This window comes from Enterovibrio qingdaonensis (assembly GCF_028683135.1).
Taxonomy (GTDB): domain Bacteria; phylum Pseudomonadota; class Gammaproteobacteria; order Enterobacterales; family Vibrionaceae; genus Enterovibrio; species Enterovibrio qingdaonensis.
Genome location: NZ_JAJUBB010000006.1, coordinates 179,335 through 198,069, shown reverse-complemented (window position 1 = coordinate 198,069; position 18,735 = coordinate 179,335). Strand labels below are relative to the sequence as shown.

Here is an 18,735-nt window from a genome sequence, read left to right as displayed (position 1 = left end):
CATGCCAGACGTCAGCACTGGACCAGCACTGGTCTCAATGGCCCAACAATTCGCGGGACTACCCATGCGCGCATTGATCGGGGGCCCGTTAAACGCCGCAGCACAAGCCAACAGTATGATGGCGGTTACCCAAACCAAATTTATGTTGGATACCTGCTTCAATAAGAAATCAGACTCCGAAGACAAAGGGCAAGATACGCTCGAGCCTATCATGGTGACGATGCAAATTACCCGTGGGGTGATATCCGAAGGGGAAGCAAAAGAGGGTGAAGCACCCGACGTGAACATCACAAACGTTACCACTGAATTTGATGTCCCCCTTTTGACGATTGTTCCGCTCAACTCTCTAGGTGTCGATAACGTGCAGGTCGATTTCGAGATGGAAGTGAAGTCGAGTTATTCCGACGAATCATCTCAATCCACGTCCAGCAAAACCAGCGAGCAAGGCAGTTTTTCCGCCAAGCTGGGTGAAGGTTGGTGGTCGGTGGAAGTGAAAGGCAGTATCAGCCATGACAGCCAGTCAGCATCTGCACAAAAATCGACATACCAGAAAAGTAACAATGCCAAGTACACCGTCAGTGTCCATGCTGGGCAGCTTTCATTGCCGCAGGGTGTCACCACCATTATTCAGGCGTTTACCAACAGCATTACGCCAATCACGCTAGGGTCAGCAAAAGCCGCCGAAAATTCATAGTCAGTGGCCTCTTTTTCTAACGATATTTCGTTGCCTTATTGTTTTGCCCGGTTGTTTGACCGCCGGAGTTGTTTACTTAATTAACAGCCGGGCTTTTTTCTTATTGGGAGAGAAATAATGAAAAGCCAATTACCGTGTCCTGATTGCCAAACAAGCATCTCTTTTGACCTCAATATGTTGCTGTCAGGCACGTCCTTTTCATGTCCATGCTGCAATTTAAGGTTCAATTTGGCCCCTTGCAGTAAACCGCAGTTAACCAAAGCAGTAGAAGGTTTCGCAGAACTTCAGCACCTGAACCAGCAAGCTAACGCTGCAGCGTCAAACCAAGCGATGGGAGGGTGATATGAACCACTATCGTTTATCCACAAAATGCATTCTTGCTGCCCCCGTGTTGGCCATGCTTCTCACTGGGTGTACGAAGCAAGAAAGTGATACGCAAGAATTGGCACTCGGGGCGAATCCGCCATTGAAAACAGGTTTGGTGGTGCGAGCAGGGCAATGTTCAGCAACCGCTTTTAAGAACGGCAGTGGCGTTCATGTTGGTAGCGACGGCAATACCATTTCTGGGCTTAGCGTGAACTGTACAACCAACACCAGCAACAAAGCCGCGTACGCCAGTTACCTGACAGGGATTGGCGGCTACAGTCAGTACTGCGTCTCAACGATTGCTGGACTAAACAAGGCTGGCGCGAAGGTCGTCACTGACCCAATCCCAGGAAACCCGGAACATTGCCTGTTATCGGGCAAGGCAAGCAAGATTGCTGGCAAACTCACTAAATACCCTTAAGCCAATGCCCAAACTGAAAACATGGTCTAAATGGATAAAGCAAACGCGGTTTAATCTCTTGAGTTAAACCGCGTTTTTTCTGATTTCTTTACTGAAAAGTGCCGAAAATTAACGGGAAATCATTTCCTTTTTCCGCCCTCCCCTTCGCCTTCATATTCACTGTTGCCAGCAATAGCGGCCCAACACATCAAGACACTGTTGAAGCTACTGTAAAAACCGCAGCGTTTATAAATGATGCCCGACCAATTGCCGCGTACGGCATCTGGGATCGGCTCTCCTTGTGCGGTATGCGTCACCACGATAGGGTCTGAAACGTTACGGATAAAGGCATAGTCGACACCCGCTTTCTCTGCCTGATGCGCCACCACCGCATCGTCCATTTCAAGAAAGCAGTAGGGATCACTCGGCTCTTCACCTTCAATGAAATAGAAATCGGTAGTGAGAAGCGGTTGCCCTTTGGCGACCTTGATTTGCGCCTGTTTTAGGTTGGCAGGATTGAGCGGTGCGTTGATCAAATCCTCATAGGTATAAGTGGGTTGATCTGCGCTTTGATCGTTTTGAGGATCTTGATTGAGCTCAGAAATTGCATCGCTGATCGTGGTGGCATTCCACACGTGATCCATCGCCATCATCAATGACCCTTGCGTTGATGCGTACAACGACGTCGAAGGGAACCACCTTGTGCACGTGAAGGTTTGATGGTTGTAATCACAGCTTTCGTTTTCCGGTTTCGCTAGCAAAATACGGGCTTTGTTGGTGACAATCGCCGCCCCCAGCATATCACTCAGTGCTCCACCGCCCGCCGTTCCCGTCGACATGATGCGCTTGGCACCAACATGCTCAAGTAACACATCTATCATGGCCTCCAGCCCTGAAATCCATGGAGGATGCGCAAGGTGAACCTGAGATTTAACGAGCAATACCCGCTGCTGTTGTTGATCTGCGCCTTTGATGCCAACCAACTGAAAATAAAAGATAGGGGCATTTTCTGGCGACTCGCAATACGGCGAGATTTCCTGATTTTCAGCATAGCCAAACCAATTGTTTCGCCACTCAGTGTCGTCTGGGTAACGCTTATCAGCACTATTCAGCATAACGTGATCGAGGGCTGACCATTCAGCAGATGTCCAGGTCACCAAGATCATATCGGCTTTTGGCAGTTCGCCTGACACAATGGCAAGTGGCGCAGGTGCTGATTGGTTAATCGTCTGCCAATCAACGACCGGTAAAGGATGCGTGCTAGAAATAGTGGTCAGAATTTGAGGGGCATTTCTATCGATATCGGTATAACGAGACACAATTCTATCTCCTTATCATTGTTTGGCGGTTCAAAGCATCAAAATGAGTGTGCACTCTTTTAGCTGAACGGTATGGCACAGTGTCGTGTTCGCTGTTTGTTGACTAGATAGGGCCAATTGCCAGCCTTCACAATCACCGTCAAACCGGTTGAAAGTCATGGCACCGTTTGATTGATAGGTAAAGAAATACGGATTCTGGCTGACGTCATAAAAGGTTTGTACGTCAGACAGGCTCAACATTTCTTCTGGTGCGGGTTCGTTCAATACTGGGTGCGACCCCAGCGCAATGCTATCCATAAAATGGTCGATGTTGACCTTGTGGTACTTCTCGTTGGTCTTGATGAAGAAGTTTTCCGAGCCGAGACGAAAGAATGCAAATCGCGTCCACCCTTGTGCCCACGTTGCTGACCACACCGTTTGCGCATATAGCGCAGAATGGGCTGGCGCAACAATTTGCATCTTCACCACATCGCCCGTGTCTTTGTTATAGGCGACAAAGAACACATCGTTGCGATAATAAAGTGGTTGTACCGTGGTAAACCCTTTCCCCAAACGAATGGCGGTGATTGGAGTGATCGTCACCTTCTCCGCATCAAATTGATAAAACTGCACATACTCGGTATCTGGGTGATAGCTAAGTAACCAAGGCTGACCGCCAAAATAAAAACTATGTAAGTTGGCAACAGGGACCTTTGCGGAAATGACCGCCTCTTGCTTGAAGTAGCGTTCCGTTTCAACGTCATAGGTTTTGCAAACGATAAACGCGTCGGGCTCTTGCTGAGCGAAGATAGAAAATGAGGTGCTATTAACCTCAACACTGGTACTGGCCGTAATGGTCGGGCAGTCAGTGCCTATCTGTACATTCGGTAGTGTTTCCAATTGGAGAGTATTGTTAGGTAATACAGTGACTTCGATGAGCGTGTTAGTGTCCATGGTTCGCTCCTTTTAAGTGATTGGAATAGATGATTGATGGGCTATTGGGGTGAAATAGGCAGTCTGTAGTGGCTACGTAGAAAGGCGTACATCCAAAGCCTGACCAGCAGAAACGACGATGCCGTTATCGTCTTCACTGAATAACGGCGAGATATTTGTAGTGTCATGAAAGGCTTGCATCACAAGATGACACTTCATGTCAGAGAGGCACTGAATGATGTTTTCTGGCCAACGTAAAGCATCTGATGCGAACCATAAAACGCCGTAGTCTTGCTGCAATACTGTGATGATTTCAAACAGATTATTATTGCTTCCAATGCGCGCGTGACACACATTCAGAAGGTCTTTGGCATGCTGAATTGGGTCATCCAAGGCATGTTCTTCCGAAGCACAGTCTTTCGAAGCCTTGTCTTCAGAAACACAGTCTTCAGAAGCCTTGCCTTCAGAAACATTGTCCGGCCACGTCCATATAAGCACGCCAACATAGAGGCTATGCCAGTCAATGGCTTCGCCAGAAAAGTAATACGGGGTTTTCCATTCGAACTGAGAGACATCAGCGTAAGCGATGGGGAAATCAGAAAAACTTGCAGGGGTCGTGCTAGGGGTGAAATTAAAAACAGTCTGGTGAAGGGAAGAATATGCACGTCCAGCAACAGTGGCATGCGAAGCATCGTGATACGTTTGCTGCGAAGAGTAGCCGACTAAGGCAATTTCATCAGGCAGCTTCACAGTCTGGCAATCGCTCGGCTGCGATACGATGGTGGGGTAATACATACGAAGGCCCATCGGTGACATCAGCTGTGCCGTAATGGGGATAAATATCTGCCCCAGCTTTTCTAAAAAGCCATCGCTGTCATCCTGATATTGCTGACAACGATACCCTTGCCACACACGAATGCCATTTGGTGTGATGAGCTTTGTCTTCATATCCACTCCCCCAGGCTGTCTATTCCCTCAGCCCAGTTTCGATAAACTCAGATATTTCAACTTAGTATTACGAGCTTGCCTGATAGAAACCAAATCCAATTTGTTATACCCCTTATAACGGATTCAGTGGTGTGTTTTAAACAGTCATGGGCAATCAAGCATCTATTTCAATTATGTATTTGGAATGTGACATTATGTGTATGAATTTAATAGTACACTCAAGTCGATGAGGCTAATGGGTTAAATGTAATGCCGCGTTTAAATTCCCCCTCACCGTGAACTTTGTAAGCGCACTCTGATCTTTCGTTTGGTGTATGCCCCACAACCTGAAACCGGCAACTTCGGGCGGTTTGGGTATTAGGAAAAGAACCATGATGCATTTGGATCCCAAGTTGTTTCGCGCATTTAAAGCAGTCGCTGAATCCCGCAGCTTTAACGATGCCGCAGAAATGGCAGCAATGACACAAGCCAATATCAGCAAACATATTCGAAGCCTGGAAGAGCAGGTTGGGTATGAGTTGTTTATCCGTACCCCGAAATGCCCGGTGATGACAGATGCAGGCAAGAAGCTTCTTCAACACATTAAAAATCTTGAAGATCTCAACAGTGACTTCTCGCAGGAAGTAGAAACCGACTTCAATCAGATAGAAGGTGTTGTGGCATACGCAATGCCGCCATCGTGCTTGCTGTCACCCCACTTCCCGATGTTGCTTGAGCGGCGTTTGAATTATCCAAGGTTGGAAATTGATTTAACGCTGATCCACAACAGTCAGGTGTTCGATAACGTGTTGTCGAGTCAGGTGGATTTTGGGTTTGTGACCGAGAAAGTTGACCACCCCAGATTGGAGTATTTCAGTTTCTGTCAGGAAGAGTACGTGATGGTGGCCGCCCCGTCTTGTGACGTGTCAGAGATCAATGAAGACAACATCCTCGACTACAACTACATCGAATACCCCGGCATGGATGTGTACTTCAACTTCTGGCGTCGACACTTTTATCCAAACCTTCATTCTATCAGTGATCTCTCCGTCCACTTCGCGGGGCGCATCAATAGCATTGAAGGTGCAATTTTGATGGTATTGGGAGGGCTGGGTGTGTCGGTATTCCCCCGCCATTGTGTTCAGCAATACATTGATGAGAAAAAGCTGGAAGAGTGCAACGTCGCGTCGCCAATCACATCCCCGCTGGTTAACGATATCTATATCATCAAATTGAACACCTTCAACCAACCAAAGCGGGTTGATAAGGTCATTTCATGGTTTATGGATATATCAAAAGGCAGCCATAAGTAACCAACGTCAGTAAGTAGCTCAGCATCAGTTGGTCATCAAAATAGCGGAGCGAGCGAACAGAACAAACGCCTAAAAGTCATCTTCATCATCGAACTCAGGCAGTTCTATTCCTAGCTTACTGAAGGTGCAGCTAAACAGTGCTTCCGTGGCTTGTCCTAAGTTCATTCCTGGCTTTAACGTGCTTTTAGAGCAAGGCACCGCGACCTCTAAGCACTGTGCTTCTGAAACATTGAATTGCCCCCAAATCATCGAGTTTTGGCAAAATGGCTTGAGTTCTTCTTTGGTCAACGGTTTTAGCTCAAAGGCGTTTACTGTTGGTGCTAACGATAAAATGGAAGTGAATGCGAGCAATGCAGGGAGTGTCTTGTTCATTTGGTACGATGTCCTTAATGGGGTTTTGAGTCACTAATGCTTCGTGCATAAGCAGAAACAGCCAATAATTTTGACTATAGATACCCTCTCTCGAAATGCACTAAGCCCCCAGCATGTATTTCTCCTTTTTCTACAAAGTGATACTGGTTGGCTGAGCCCAAGCCAGTCCTGTTTGATGTAGAAAACCCGACCTACCCAATGAGCGTGTTAAACGAATTTGTTCTCTCAATCTATGTTTTCACGGCTTCCGCATGCACGCTCTGGGTGTACATTCGGTTCGTCGAAACATTTGATGAATGTAGGTATTAAGATGAAAACAAAGACCAGAAACTACGCTACCGCCGGTCTTCTCGCTTCGATTGCAATTTTCGTTAGTGGTTGTTCAGAAAAGCCCGCTCAACCAGAGCAATTTGATTTTGCTATTGCAGATTCAACCATTAACCAAAATCTGCCATCGGGCTCGGCCATGGTCGTAAACGACGACGACGATATCATTGTGTCAGGTGATGACTCGCCATGGCTGTTCAATGTAACGCCAGACTTTACCATTGATGACACCACGCTTATCGATACCTTCCCTGTTAATAAAGACAACCGCATTGACCACAAGATCAAACCCGATTTTGAAGCGATGACACTGCTTAATTACAATAATCAGCCATACTATTTCGTGGTTGGTTCGGGCAGTAAAAAAGAATTGCGCGAAAACGCTTATCTCATTCCTGCCAATGGTGGTGGCAATATTAAGCTGTCACTCTCAAACTTCTACGCAGATCTGCACAAAGCTGCGGGCTTTACGGACAACGAAAAGATCAACATTGAGGGCATTGCTAACTCTGCGGATGAAACTTATATCTTCAACCGGGGTAACGAAGGCAAAAATGCCGTCTTCATGATGAAGACTTCAGACATGTTGAATTATCTGCAAGGTAAAGCGACTACCATTCCTTCGCTGCATGTGGTTCGCGCGCAGCTGCCAAGTATTAATGGCGTTCAGGCGTGCTTCTCGGGTGCGGATTTCTGGCAAGATGGCAACAGCCTGATTTACACCGCTTCTGTTGAAGGTAACAACCAAAGCAGTGTTAATGACGGCGCAATCCAAGGTAGCTTTGTCGGGGTACTTCCGATCGACGCACTCAATAACCAAGCTAACATCGACCTAACACAATACAGCCAATTGATGCAAAGCGGCGGTCAACCCTTGATCACCAAGGCGGAGTCTATCGCCGTTGATCAACAAAATGCCGACCAAGTGTCAGGGTATGTGGTGAGTGACAACGACAATGGCACAAGCCAGTTCTTTACGTTCACCATTGACCAACCAGCGGCAAAATAAATTACTGAAACCCTACAATCCCTTGAGCACACTCAAGGGATTGTTTCGTCCATTTCGCCCCCCATTCTCCCTCTGTTGGGGGTACAAAGTGCCGCTACCCGACACTTATTCTTTATTTATTACAACAATTCACAGATCCCGTTCTGAGTACGTCATATTTCAAACAGTCGTTTTATGGCTATAGTGAAATTGTAAGTTAGGATGCATGTAGACTTACTTTTAGTGGGGTTAAACAGCAATGTTAGACAGACTCGATTATCTGCAAAAACTATTGCCCAGCGGGAATAGGAACCGTGTGGTGCCCGTGTATATGTTCACGACAGATGAGGGGTTACCCGTTATTCTGCGTGTGAACATGGGTAACGCTCGCAGCGATATTCCTGTTGCCTTAGTGGCGTTTGATTTAGACCCAGTCACGCCGACAATTCGGTGTGAAATCCAATACCCAACTGAGCATGTGAAGCACCATCTTTATGGCAAACTCACCGGAAAACGCTTTACGTTAGGTACGACGGAGATTGATGGCTGGTCAGCACTGGAGGCGTTACTAAAAGCTGATTTGGTCAGCCACGAGGCCGAACCTATTCCTTAGCAAACAGGTTCGACATCAACGGGGAAGCCAATACGCTTATGGTTTCACTTTGTTCCGCAGCTGAAACTTTTGTATTTTCCCTGTCGGTGTTCTGGGGATCGCGGTAAAGGCAACGTGTTTGGGGACTTTAAAGCCAGCCATATGTTGGCTGCACCACGCTTTTAGCTCATCCTCAGACACGTTTTGCCCATCGGCACATTCAACAAATGCATAGGGCACTTCCCCCCATTTTTCATCGGGGCAAGCGACCACGGCAGCCACTGCCACGGCGGTGTGTTTATACAACACGTCTTCAATTTCTATTGAGGAGATGTTCTCCCCGCCAGAGATGATGATGTCTTTCGAACGATCTTTAAGCTGAATGTACCCATCAGGGTGTTTCACGGCTAAGTCCCCCGAATGAAACCAGCCTCCTTCAAATGCCAACGCTGTCGCGTCGGGGTTTTTAAAATAGCCTTTCATCACCACATTGCCGCGAAACATCACTTCACCCAACGTCTTCCCGTCAGCAGGCACTGGCATCATGGTCGCGGGGGCGAACACATCCAAATTTTCCAACGGCAAGTACCTTACCCCTTGGCGGGCTTTCAAACGAGCTTGTTGATCGCCGGGTAAATCATCCCACTCTCGGTGCCATTCGTTGACCACCGCAGGCCCGTACACTTCAGCCAGCCCATATAAATGCGTTACCTCAAAGCCCGCTTGCTGCATATTGGCAAGGGTACGCTCTGGTGGCGGAGCCGCCGCGGTGAAAAACGCCACTTTATCAGGCAGCACCCTGTGGGTACCTGAAAGAATGATATCCATGACAATCGGCGCACCACAAAGATGGGTCACCTTATGCTCGTGAAGTGCCTGCCAAATCGGGACTTCTCGTACCTGCCTTAAGCAAACATGTGTGCCACAAATAGCAGACATCGTCCAAGGAAAACACCAGCCATTGCAATGAAACATGGGAAGTGTCCACAGGTATACGGAGTACTTCGGCATGTCCGCCGTAAACACATTACCCAATGCGAGCAGGTATGCGCCTCGGTGGTGGCATACGACCCCTTTGGGGTTTCCTGTGGTGCCCGAGGTGTAATTAATGGAGATGGCATCCCATTCATCGTCTGGCATTAACCAAGAAAAAGAGGGGTCGCCTTGCGCCACGAACGCCTCGTAGTCTGGGTACTGGGTAGCCGCGCCTTCTTCTGAACTGGTCGCCCATTCAGGATCGCGATACACAATGAGTGTCGGCGACACCGTTGCGATTTGGAGCGCGTCGAGAGCGACGGACAGAAACTCTTGATCGACGATCATCACCTTCGCTTCAGCATGATCCAGTTGGTACGCAATGGTTGCGGCTTCCAATCGCGTATTGATGGAATGAAGAACCGCACCTGCCATCGGCACACCATAGTGGCATTCGAGCATGGCAGGTGTGTTTGCCAAAAGCGCAGAGACGGTATCACCCCGCCCTAACCCTTGCTTGGCCAGTTGAGAGGCAAGTTGGCGGCTTCTGTTGTAAAACGCCTGATAGCTGATCTTTAATTCACCGTGAATGATTGCAGTCGCATTCGGGTAGTTCGCAGCAGTACGTGCCAAAAAACCTAACGGGGTCAGAGGCTGATAGTTTGCAGGGTTACGATCCAGTCCAGTGTTATACGGGTTTGCCATCCGCTCACCTCATTCGTTTCGCCAAACAGGAGGGCGCTTTTCAACAAACGCCGTAATACCTTCTTCCCCGTCTTTGGTCAGCATGTTGTCGACCATCACCTCGGCTGAATACGCATAGGCTTGTACGAGGTCCATGTCCTTTTGGCGATAAAACGCCGCCTTGCCGATCGCAAGCGTCATCGACGACTTCTCGGCAATTTTTGAGGCAATATCATGGGTTAACGTTTTAAGTGATTCACTGTCGGTCACGCGGTTTATCAGGCCAATTCGTTCGGCATCACACGCGGAGAACATGTCTCCGGTCAGTAGCATTTCCATCGCATGTTTGTTCGCGACATTTCGAGAGAGTGCGACCATGGGGGTCGAACAAAATAGACCAATATTGACCCCAGGTGTCGCGAAGCGTGAGGTGTCTGAGGCATAGGCTAAATCACAACTGGCAACAAGCTGGCACCCTGCCGCGGTAGCAATTCCATCAACTTCCGCAATCACTGGTTTTGAGCAAGTGACGATGTCCGTCATCATCGCGGCGCATTGCCCCATTAACGTTGAGAAAAAGGCGCGGCCTTTATCAGGTTGCTCTCTTGCCGCCGTAATTTCTTTCAGATCGTGTCCGGCACTAAATGCCGGGCCGTTCGCCCCGAGAACGATCACTTTCACCGCCGTAGAGACATCAGCTTGCTTGATGGCGTCATGCAAGGCAGCAATCATGGACATTGAGAGTGCATTTCTACGTTGAGGGTTATTGAGTGTTAGCCTTAACACGCCGTTATCACTCAATGCTTGTTCAATCGGTTCGCTCATCCTGACTCCTTGTTTGCAAGGGCCGGCTGCGCTCACATCGTGCATGCAACCTCGCCTCTTTCCTTGGTTTCTCTTCAAGTACAGGACAGGAATAATCGTTCTGGAAGGTGGCGCGAGATAATTATTGCGTTTGTCGCATGCGAAAGACGCAACCAATAAGGAGGGTATGAACACGTCAGTGTTCATTCAGTCACGCTTCGTGAAACGTGGCAATGTCAGTATTGATTTCATGACATTGTTTTTAAGGTTTTGACGTAAAGATATTGATTTCAAGACATTGCTTGATGCTCTTTCTTGATTCGTGTTAGCAGCCACAATCTGGCTAACTTAAGTCAGAGCACAATCAGGATTTTTCGCATTTTTAGCCAACCATACGTCCATTTTTATATCTCTAATGCCATGATGAAGAAGTCAAAAATGCGTGCTATTTGCCCTACAGCTTTTCTTTATCAAAACATTTAAGAGGCTTATCAATAAGAGTCATTATAACCCGCATTTATCACGTCCTATGAGAACGCACGCACGGGCCTTAGGTGTCTAAAGGTGTATAGTTTCATTCCTAAAAAATTACCTAATTTCAACGTCAAAGCTGGAAGTGGCACGCTATTTTTGTGCATCGCTACCTAAAATAATGTAAAAAGCATTGCTTCCGTAAGGTTTTCGCACTAAAAAGTTGGACGTAAATACACCGGTCGTGTGTACGCGATCGCAATAAGAATAATGATCCGTAATTGAACATCAGCAGCTGCCCAACAATGCCCAACTTTAAAGATATCCTCGATATCCACCCCAACCCCTGTGTTATACACATCAACTTTGTCCCCAAATATGCCAACAATGCCTTTGCCCGTTTCAGCGGGTTGGAAACGGCAGAAGATGTTCTGGGGCTAGAAAGTATTCGCGTCTTGTTTGAGGAGGCGCACTGGCCGGAAGCACAACGAAGATATGAGCGGGCAATTGAAACGGGTCAAGCAACGCCGCCTGAAGTCATTAATCATACTGACATAAAAGGCAATCCAATGATTGCTCAGATTACTGACAAAGTGGTCGATTGGTACGGCGAAAAAGCCATGTGTACGTTTATCAGTGTGGTGACAGACCAAATAAAAAGAGAACGAACACTGCGAGACATGGCCAACCGCGACGATCTCACCAATCTATTCAATCGACGCTATCTTACCAAGCAATTCGACAAATCTTCCCTATCTTCCTCCCCTGCACGCTTTCTTGCCATGGTCGACATTGACCACTTCAAACGCATCAATGACAGTTGGGGACACCCTGTCGGTGATCTGGTGCTAAGGCAAGTCGCCAAACTGATTGAGGGCTTTTCAGATCCAGGAGAATGCGCATCTCGACTGGGCGGAGAAGAATTTGCACTGCTGTTTTGGGCTGATAGTGAGCAGCAAGCGATTGAACGATTAGAAGGCCTGCGCAAAGAAATTGAAGCGTATGTGGTACGTGTGAGCCATACATCACGACAACCGCTTTCCATCAATTGCACCGTGTCGATTGGCGCAACACAGATTGATATTGAAGAGTCGTTCCTTACGGTCTCACTGCGTGCAGATGACTCTTTGTATAAAGCGAAAAACACGGGTCGTAATCGACTAGTTTTCAACGGTGTGATTGAAACCTTGGCAATTAAAGACGCCGCAAACGCTTAAAATGCTGGCTCATTGCTCATTCTGGCTGATACAGCAGAATAACGAGCAATGACCGCTTTATCTCGCCCGGCCCGTTTTGCTTGATACATCAGGCAGTCGGCATAGTGGACTAAAACGTCCAATTTCATCTCACCATAATGCTCATCAACCAGCAGTGCACCCATTGATGCTGTGACGTTTAAATTGATCTCTGGCTGAGAAGCCATCTGGATCAGATAGCTGCGTATGTAATCACAAGTCAGCTCAAGCTTTTCTTCACTGCAAGATGAAAGAAAAATACAGATTTCTTCACCGCCCAATCGCGATATAGCAATCGCTTCACGGATATTCGCTCGAAGCGAGTCCGAGATAGATATCAGCACTTCATCACCTTTTAGGTGACCATGTACATCGTTGATACGCTTAAAATGATCGATGTCGATCATCACTACCGATAGGCAGTTTTTCCGAATGATTTGCTCAACTTTCGGGCCACTATAAACCTTCTCCAGTCCCCGACGGTTCAACAAGCCCGTCAGTGAGTCTGTGTATGCAAACTCTTCCAACTTTAAATTTGCCAACTGCAGTGCTCGGGTTTTGCGTCGAACGGTTAATTTCAGTATGTACACATAGCTGATCAACATGCCGATAAAAAACGCCGATAAAACAGGAGCTAACCATGAAGGTAACGTGTCACGCGTGCTTGTGTTTAACCATTTCTGCTCAATACGCTGCAACTCAGAAGCTGGAATGTTTGCGATACCTGCTTTGATTTCGTGCAATAATTCGTGACTGCCTTCCGCAACGGCGACAGAGATATTCTTGGTGTACACCTTGTCAATTGGGACGAATTGATGAGGATTATCCTGCAGAGAAAAATAGTACGTCGCGACTTGAGTATCGACAATAATTCGCTTTACCGTTTTTTTCATAGCAGCTTCAATGAGCGCAGCATTGTTTTTAAACGGTACCGTGACAGCAAGCGGGAAGTTCTTTTTAATGTATTCCTCTTCATAGCCCCCTTTCACGACGCCGATTTCCATCCAAGGCAGAATACGATCTGTTTTTCGTCCCTCTTCATCATTTAATACATAAAGAGACGTGGATAACTCAAAAATCGCGGCTACGTAGTCTAGGTAGGTATCACGTTGCGAGGAATATACCAGCCCGCCGTGAACGATGCGTCCTCCCTCTTTCATTGCCAGAAGGGAGTCATTCCAATCAGTCAGTGCGAACTCAATCGGTGTGTTATTTACCTCACTATAAAGTCGCCAGAAATCCACGAGAAGCCCGCGAGGAACCCCTTTGTCGGCATAGGAAAACGGCTTCCAACTGTGAGAGTTAGTAATGGTGAGTGTTTGCGGGTCAGCATAGGATGGGATGGCGATAAATAGGATAAAAAATAACCAAAAAAATGAACGCCATCGTCTCGTTTGGTGCAGCCTGAATTCCATCTACCTCTGCCAATCCCTTCGCAAATAGGCAACCATTGTCTCAAAAACGGTTCGAGTTACCACCCATTCATCCGGTGAATATCAATAACCTAGATCTAGGTCTAGTTCTGCCTAGCCAAGTGAGAAGCATGAAAAAAAATTTTTCATTCCGTTATTAAATTTCAGTTTACTTTCATACCACAAATTGAACATTCGGCGACTTTATGTACAATTAACGCCGTAATTTCGCACTTTTACAGCTTTTAATGCAACCTGTGTCAGTTAGTGATTTGACCAACATTTTGTGGTAAATTTACGGCCCCGAGGCTGGGTCGAAATATCATCAGTTCAACCTGATTCATAAAATGTTAATAGGAATAAGGCATCTTCCATTGCCTGCGATCAAAATTCCATCACATTAAGAGTGTATACTGAGCCCGCTTCGTCATGGATGAGTTGTGTTGTGCAAATGGTGGAAGACATTTGGACAACACAATTGTTTTTGTCATGAACCAAATTAACGCTGTAAGAGCATAGTGCAATCCTGCCGCTCACCACGCAGTAACTTGTTGTTTTATTACAAACGGCAAGCACCTGAATCGTGACTACAGCGACGTTTATCCACTGGGTAAAAGTTCGACCGGAGAGAACCCTACAATGAAAAAGACCAAAATCGTTTGTACGATTGGCCCTAAAACTGAATCTGTTGAGATGCTGACTAAGCTGGCTGAAGCTGGCATGAACGTTATGCGTCTGAACTTCTCACACGGTGACTTCGCTGAGCACGGTACGCGTATTGCGAACTGGCGTGAAGTGATGTCTAACACCGGCAAACAACTGGCAATCTTGCTGGACACCAAAGGTCCTGAAATCCGCACCATTAAACTGGAAGGCGGTAACGATGTATCTCTGGTTGCTGGTCAAACGTTCACTTTCACTACTGACGCAACGGTTGTTGGTAATGTTGAGCGTGTAGCGGTTACTTACCCTGGCTTCGCACAAGACCTGAAAAAAGGCGCGACTATCCTGGTTGACGACGGTCTGATCGAGATGGAAGTTCTGGAAACCACAGACACTGACGTTATCTGTAAAGTTCTGAACAACGGTGACCTAGGCGAAAACAAAGGCGTTAACCTGCCAAACATTTCTGTAAACCTGCCAGCACTGTCTGAAAAAGACAAGAGCGACCTAGTATTCGGTTGTGAGCAAGGCGTTGATTTCGTTGCAGCATCTTTCATCCGTAAAGCATCTGACGTTAAAGAAATCCGCGAACTGCTGACTGCGAACGGCGGCGAAAACATCCAGATCATCTCTAAGATTGAAAACCAAGAAGGTGTAGATAACTTCGACGAGATCCTGGAACTGTCTGACGGTATCATGGTTGCTCGTGGTGACCTGGGCGTTGAAATCCCAGCAGAAGAAGTAATCTTCGCTCAGAAGATGATGATCGAGAAATGTAACCGTGCACGTAAAGTTGTAATCACTGCAACTCAAATGCTGGACTCAATGATCAAAAACCCACGTCCAACTCGCGCAGAAGCGGGCGACGTTGCTAACGCAATCATTGATGGTACTGACGCAGTAATGCTGTCTGGTGAAACTGCGAAGGGTAAATACCCAGTTGAAGCTGTGACCATCATGGCGCAAATCGCATCACGTACTGACGGCGTTCTGAAAGCTGAGCTGGGTTCACGTCTGGACAGCCCACGTCTACGCATCACTGAAGCAGTATGTAAAGGCGCAGTAGACACGTCTGAGAAGCTGAGTGCTCCTCTGATCGTTGTTGCTACTGAAGCGGGTAAGTCTGCGCGTTCAATCCGTAAGTACTTCCCAACTGCGAACATCCTGGCTGTTACAACTAACGAGAAAACTGCTGCTCAACTGTGTCTGAGCAAAGGTATTACTTCAGTTGTTGTTGATCAGTTCGAAAACACTGATGAGTTCTACCGTCGTGGTAAAGAAATCGCTCTAGAGTCAGGTCTGGCTGCTAAAGGCGACATCGTTGTTATGGTTTCTGGTGCACTGGTTGCTTCAGGTACTACTAACACTGCATCTGTACACGTTCTGTAATAGAACCGCGTACAGCATAAAAAAAGGAGCCTTTCGGCTCCTTTTTTGTATCTGCTCTATCCCAGTTTACAGCGTACTGGACAGCATTTGGCAATCCATTACCAGCGTGTCAATTCCGTTTTATGCGTGCGTAGCAATATCGCCATCGGTACCAGATAAATCCAGCTTACCTTCAACGACAACACCACGAGCGATAAGGTGGTTAACCTTACCAACGTTTTGTTGATTGTACGGAACACGATCAGCCTCTCGGTGATGAAAAGTTGTTCAAATTTTCGAAGCTCGACAGTCTACATTTTGAGCAATGAAAAGCAAGTTTGCCAACTATAAAAAAACCGACAGCATTTGCTGTCGGCTTTTTGTTGAGACAAGGCGTAATGCTTATTGACGCAACGCGCGCTCACCACGAGCAATACCAACCACACCACTTCGTGCGACTTCGATGATATCTGTCACTTCTTTCATAGTCGCGATAAACGCTTCAATCTTCTCACTCGTTCCTGTGAGTTGAACGGTATAAAGCGAATTTGTCACATCAACAATCTGTCCACGGAAAATATCCGCTGTACGTTTCACTTCCGCACGCGCAAAGCCTGTCGCTTTGACTTTGACCATCGCCAGTTCACGCTCGATATAGTCAGAATCCGTGACATTGCTAACTTTCAGAACATCGATAAGCTTATGCAGTTGTTTTTCTATCTGCTCGCGCTCTGATTCTTTCACGACGGTGGTGGTGATGTTTAAACGTGACAAGGTTGAATCGTCGGTCGGTGATACCGTCAAAGATTCGATGTTATAGCCACGCTGAGAAAACAATCCGACCACGCGAGACAATGCGCCCGGTTCATTCTCCATCAAAATCGATACAATACTGCGCATTATGTTCTCTCCGTCTTACTCAACCACATTTCATTCATTGCACCGCCGCGTACCTGCATTGGGTAGACGTGCTCGGTTTCATCAACACTGATGTCGAAAAAGACCAGTTTGTCTTTCATCGCCATACCACGCGCAAGCTCGCTTTCGAGTTTGGCCGGATCGCTGATGCGAATACCCACATGGCCGTACGCTTCGGCAATGGCGGCAAAATCAGGCACAGAGTCCATGTAGGAATGTGAGTGACGACCTTGATAGATCATGTCTTGCCACTGTTTCACCATGCCGAGGAAACGGTTGTTGAGGTTGATAATTTTGACGGGGATGTCGTATTGCAATGCGGTCGACAGTTCCTGAATGTTCATCTGGATACTGCCATCACCGGTCACACAAATTACTTCCGCTTGAGGTAGCGCGAATTTGACGCCCATGGCCGCTGGCAAGCCAAAGCCCATGGTACCGAGGCCACCGGAGTTAATCCAACGGCGGGGTTTATCAAACGGATAGTAAAGTGCCGCAAACATTTGGTGCTGACCTACGTCTGAGGCCACGTAAGCGTCACCGTTAGTGATCTTGTAGACGGCCTCAATCGCTTGTTGCGGCTTGATGCGCTCGTTATTGGTTTCGTACTTCAAGCACTGGCGTTCACGCCAGACATTGATGCTGTTCCACCACGTTTCTAACGCGTCAACATCATTGGTGCCGCCCATTTCAGTCAGCATACGTAACATGGTATTGAGCACCACGTCCGCCGAGCCAACAATGGGAATGTCGGCCGACACGGTTTTCGAAATACTGCTTGGATCAATGTCGATGTGCATGACCTTGGCGTTCGGACAGTATTTCTCAAGGTTGTTCGTGGTTCGGTCGTCAAAACGCACACCGATACCAAAAATAAGGTCGGCATTGTGCATCGCCATATTGGCTTCGTATGTGCCGTGCATACCGAGCATACCCAGTGCTTTATCGCCTGTGCTCGGATAGGCTCCCAGCCCCATCAGGGTGCTGATTACCGGAATATTGAGGGTGTCAGCCAGCGTTTTTATTTGCTCGCCGCACTCAGAGATGATCGCGCCACCACCGACATACAGGACAGGCTTTTTCGCTTCCAGCAAGGCTTTCAAGCCACGCTTAATTTGCCCTTTGTGACCGCTTGTCGTTGGGTTGTAAGAACGCATGGACATGCTTTCAGGGTATTCGTAAGGGAATTTGTTCGCTGGGTTTAGCATGTCTTTTGGTAAATCGACGACCACAGGACCAGGACGGCCAGTGGATGCTAAGAAAAACGCTTTTTTGATGATCTTAGGAATGTCTTCGGTGTTTTTCACCAGAAAGCTGTGTTTTACAACGGGGCGAGAAATACCCACCATGTCACATTCCTGGAAGGCATCGTTACCAATCAAGTTACTCATAACCTGACCGGACAGAACAACCAGAGGAACGGAGTCGTAATAAGCTGTCGCAATGCCTGTTATCGCATTCGTCGCGCCGGGGCCTGAAGTGACAAGCACCACACCCACTTCACCAGTGGCTCGTGCATAACCGTCAGCCATGTGCACTGCGGCTTGTTCGTGGCGAACGAGCACGTGCTCTATATCGCTTTTCTCGTGCAGTGCGTCGTAGATATCCAGTACTGAACCGCCTGGATAACCAAAGATATGTTTTACACCCTGATCGATCATCGAACGAACGACCATGTCGGCTCCTGACAACATTTCCACTATATGCCTCCATGTATGCATAGTATTAGGACTTATTTGTAGCCTAGTGATGGAAGTCGGCGTAACTGCCTGTTAGCTGACTTCCATGCCAGCTATGCTTTTGACCCCGGTCGTAACAAGGATCAAAGTAGCAATACTTAAACAGCCTCAAATCTGCGGTTATACACCAGCAACGTGAGGCTGTCTGAGTATCAACAACTTTAACGCTTTGCTAGCAAATGTGTCTATTGGTTAACCGAAAATCACACTAAAACTCTAATTGATTAGAAATACATCATCAAAGGCTCTGCCACGA

17 protein-coding genes are annotated in these 18,735 nt (G+C 47.4%); 8 read left to right on the top strand and 9 right to left on the bottom strand.

The features are described from left to right. The first annotated feature begins 1 nt into the window (after nucleotide 1). The 3 genes from LRP49_RS10735 (at nucleotide 2) to LRP49_RS10725 (ending at nucleotide 1,481) form a co-directional block, all read left to right on the top strand. Nucleotides 2–694: a DUF2589 domain-containing protein gene (locus LRP49_RS10735; protein ID WP_274142133.1), complete on the top strand. Its 693-nt coding sequence runs from the start codon at nucleotides 2–4 to the stop codon at nucleotides 692–694. Nucleotides 695–811: 117 nt separating this feature from the next. Beyond that, nucleotides 812–1,036: a hypothetical protein gene (locus LRP49_RS10730; protein WP_274142132.1), complete on the top strand. Its 225-nt coding sequence runs from the start codon at nucleotides 812–814 to the stop codon at nucleotides 1,034–1,036. Nucleotide 1,037: 1 nt separating this feature from the next. Continuing rightward, a complete protein-coding gene (locus LRP49_RS10725) occupies nucleotides 1,038–1,481 on the top strand; it encodes a hypothetical protein (RefSeq protein ID WP_274142131.1) in 444 nt (147 codons plus the stop codon). 119 nt (nucleotides 1,482–1,600) lie between these two features. Here LRP49_RS10725 and LRP49_RS10720 read toward each other — a convergent pair whose 3' ends face one another. From LRP49_RS10720 to LRP49_RS10710, 3 genes are all read right to left on the bottom strand, one after another. Beyond that, nucleotides 1,601–2,779 carry a hypothetical protein gene (locus LRP49_RS10720; protein WP_274142130.1) on the bottom strand — a complete coding sequence of 393 codons (1,179 nt, stop codon included), beginning with the start codon at nucleotides 2,777–2,779 and terminating at the stop codon, nucleotides 1,601–1,603. A 30-nt stretch (nucleotides 2,780–2,809) separates the two neighbouring features. Further along, entirely contained in the window at nucleotides 2,810–3,712 is a 903-nt protein-coding gene (locus LRP49_RS10715; RefSeq protein WP_274142128.1) for a hypothetical protein, read from the bottom strand. Between the two features lie 72 nt (nucleotides 3,713–3,784). Next, nucleotides 3,785–4,639, bottom strand: a complete 855-nt coding sequence (locus LRP49_RS10710) for a hypothetical protein (RefSeq protein ID WP_274142126.1) — start codon at nucleotides 4,637–4,639, stop codon at nucleotides 3,785–3,787. A 371-nt stretch (nucleotides 4,640–5,010) separates the two neighbouring features. Here LRP49_RS10710 and LRP49_RS10705 point away from each other — a divergent pair, with 371 nt between their 5' ends. Further along, nucleotides 5,011–5,931 (top strand): LysR family transcriptional regulator, encoded by a 921-nt coding sequence (locus LRP49_RS10705; RefSeq protein ID WP_274142124.1) that lies wholly within the window; start codon nucleotides 5,011–5,013, stop codon nucleotides 5,929–5,931. 69 nt (nucleotides 5,932–6,000) lie between these two features. Here LRP49_RS10705 and LRP49_RS10700 read toward each other — a convergent pair whose 3' ends face one another. After that, complete coding sequence (locus LRP49_RS10700) at nucleotides 6,001–6,303, bottom strand: hypothetical protein (RefSeq protein WP_274142122.1); 303 nt, start codon at nucleotides 6,301–6,303, stop codon at nucleotides 6,001–6,003. Nucleotides 6,304–6,613: 310 nt separating this feature from the next. On the opposite strand from LRP49_RS10700, the gene LRP49_RS10695 reads away from it, so the two are divergent. Together LRP49_RS10695 and LRP49_RS10690 are read left to right on the top strand one after the other, a co-directional pair. Beyond that, entirely contained in the window at nucleotides 6,614–7,639 is a 1,026-nt protein-coding gene (locus LRP49_RS10695) for a DUF6929 family protein (protein ID WP_274142120.1), read from the top strand. Between the two features lie 238 nt (nucleotides 7,640–7,877). After that, on the top strand, nucleotides 7,878–8,231 hold the full coding sequence (locus tag LRP49_RS10690) for a hypothetical protein (RefSeq protein ID WP_274142119.1): 354 nt from the start codon (nucleotides 7,878–7,880) through the stop codon (nucleotides 8,229–8,231). 36 nt (nucleotides 8,232–8,267) lie between these two features. Here the strand turns inward: LRP49_RS10690 and LRP49_RS10685 are convergent, their stop codons facing one another. Beyond that, a complete protein-coding gene (locus tag LRP49_RS10685) occupies nucleotides 8,268–9,890 on the bottom strand; it encodes an acyl-CoA synthetase (RefSeq protein WP_274142118.1) in 1,623 nt (540 codons plus the stop codon). Nucleotides 9,891–9,899: 9 nt separating this feature from the next. Then, nucleotides 9,900–10,694 (bottom strand): enoyl-CoA hydratase, encoded by a 795-nt coding sequence (locus LRP49_RS10680; protein WP_274142117.1) that lies wholly within the window; start codon nucleotides 10,692–10,694, stop codon nucleotides 9,900–9,902. 755 nt (nucleotides 10,695–11,449) lie between these two features. Between LRP49_RS10680 and LRP49_RS10675 the strand changes: the two genes are divergently transcribed. After that, entirely contained in the window at nucleotides 11,450–12,361 is a 912-nt protein-coding gene (locus tag LRP49_RS10675) for a GGDEF domain-containing protein (RefSeq protein ID WP_274142116.1), read from the top strand. On the opposite strand, the gene LRP49_RS10670 is transcribed toward LRP49_RS10675, so the two are convergent. Beyond that, nucleotides 12,358–13,794: a transporter substrate-binding domain-containing diguanylate cyclase gene (locus LRP49_RS10670; protein ID WP_274142115.1), complete on the bottom strand. Its 1,437-nt coding sequence runs from the start codon at nucleotides 13,792–13,794 to the stop codon at nucleotides 12,358–12,360. The two genes, LRP49_RS10675 and LRP49_RS10670, sit on opposite strands and share 4 nt — an antisense overlap. 636 nt (nucleotides 13,795–14,430) lie before the next feature. Between LRP49_RS10670 and pykF the strand changes: the two genes are divergently transcribed. After that, nucleotides 14,431–15,843, top strand: a complete 1,413-nt coding sequence (gene pykF / locus LRP49_RS10665; RefSeq protein WP_274142114.1) for a pyruvate kinase PykF — start codon at nucleotides 14,431–14,433, stop codon at nucleotides 15,841–15,843. 381 nt (nucleotides 15,844–16,224) lie between these two features. Here the strand turns inward: pykF and ilvN are convergent, their stop codons facing one another. After that, on the bottom strand, nucleotides 16,225–16,722 hold the full coding sequence (gene ilvN / locus LRP49_RS10660) for an acetolactate synthase small subunit (protein ID WP_274142113.1): 498 nt from the start codon (nucleotides 16,720–16,722) through the stop codon (nucleotides 16,225–16,227). Continuing rightward, nucleotides 16,722–18,440 (bottom strand): acetolactate synthase 3 large subunit, encoded by a 1,719-nt coding sequence (locus LRP49_RS10655; protein ID WP_274142112.1) that lies wholly within the window; start codon nucleotides 18,438–18,440, stop codon nucleotides 16,722–16,724. Before LRP49_RS10655 ends, ilvN begins: the two co-directional genes overlap by 1 nt. Between the last annotated feature and the right edge of the window lie 295 nt (nucleotides 18,441–18,735).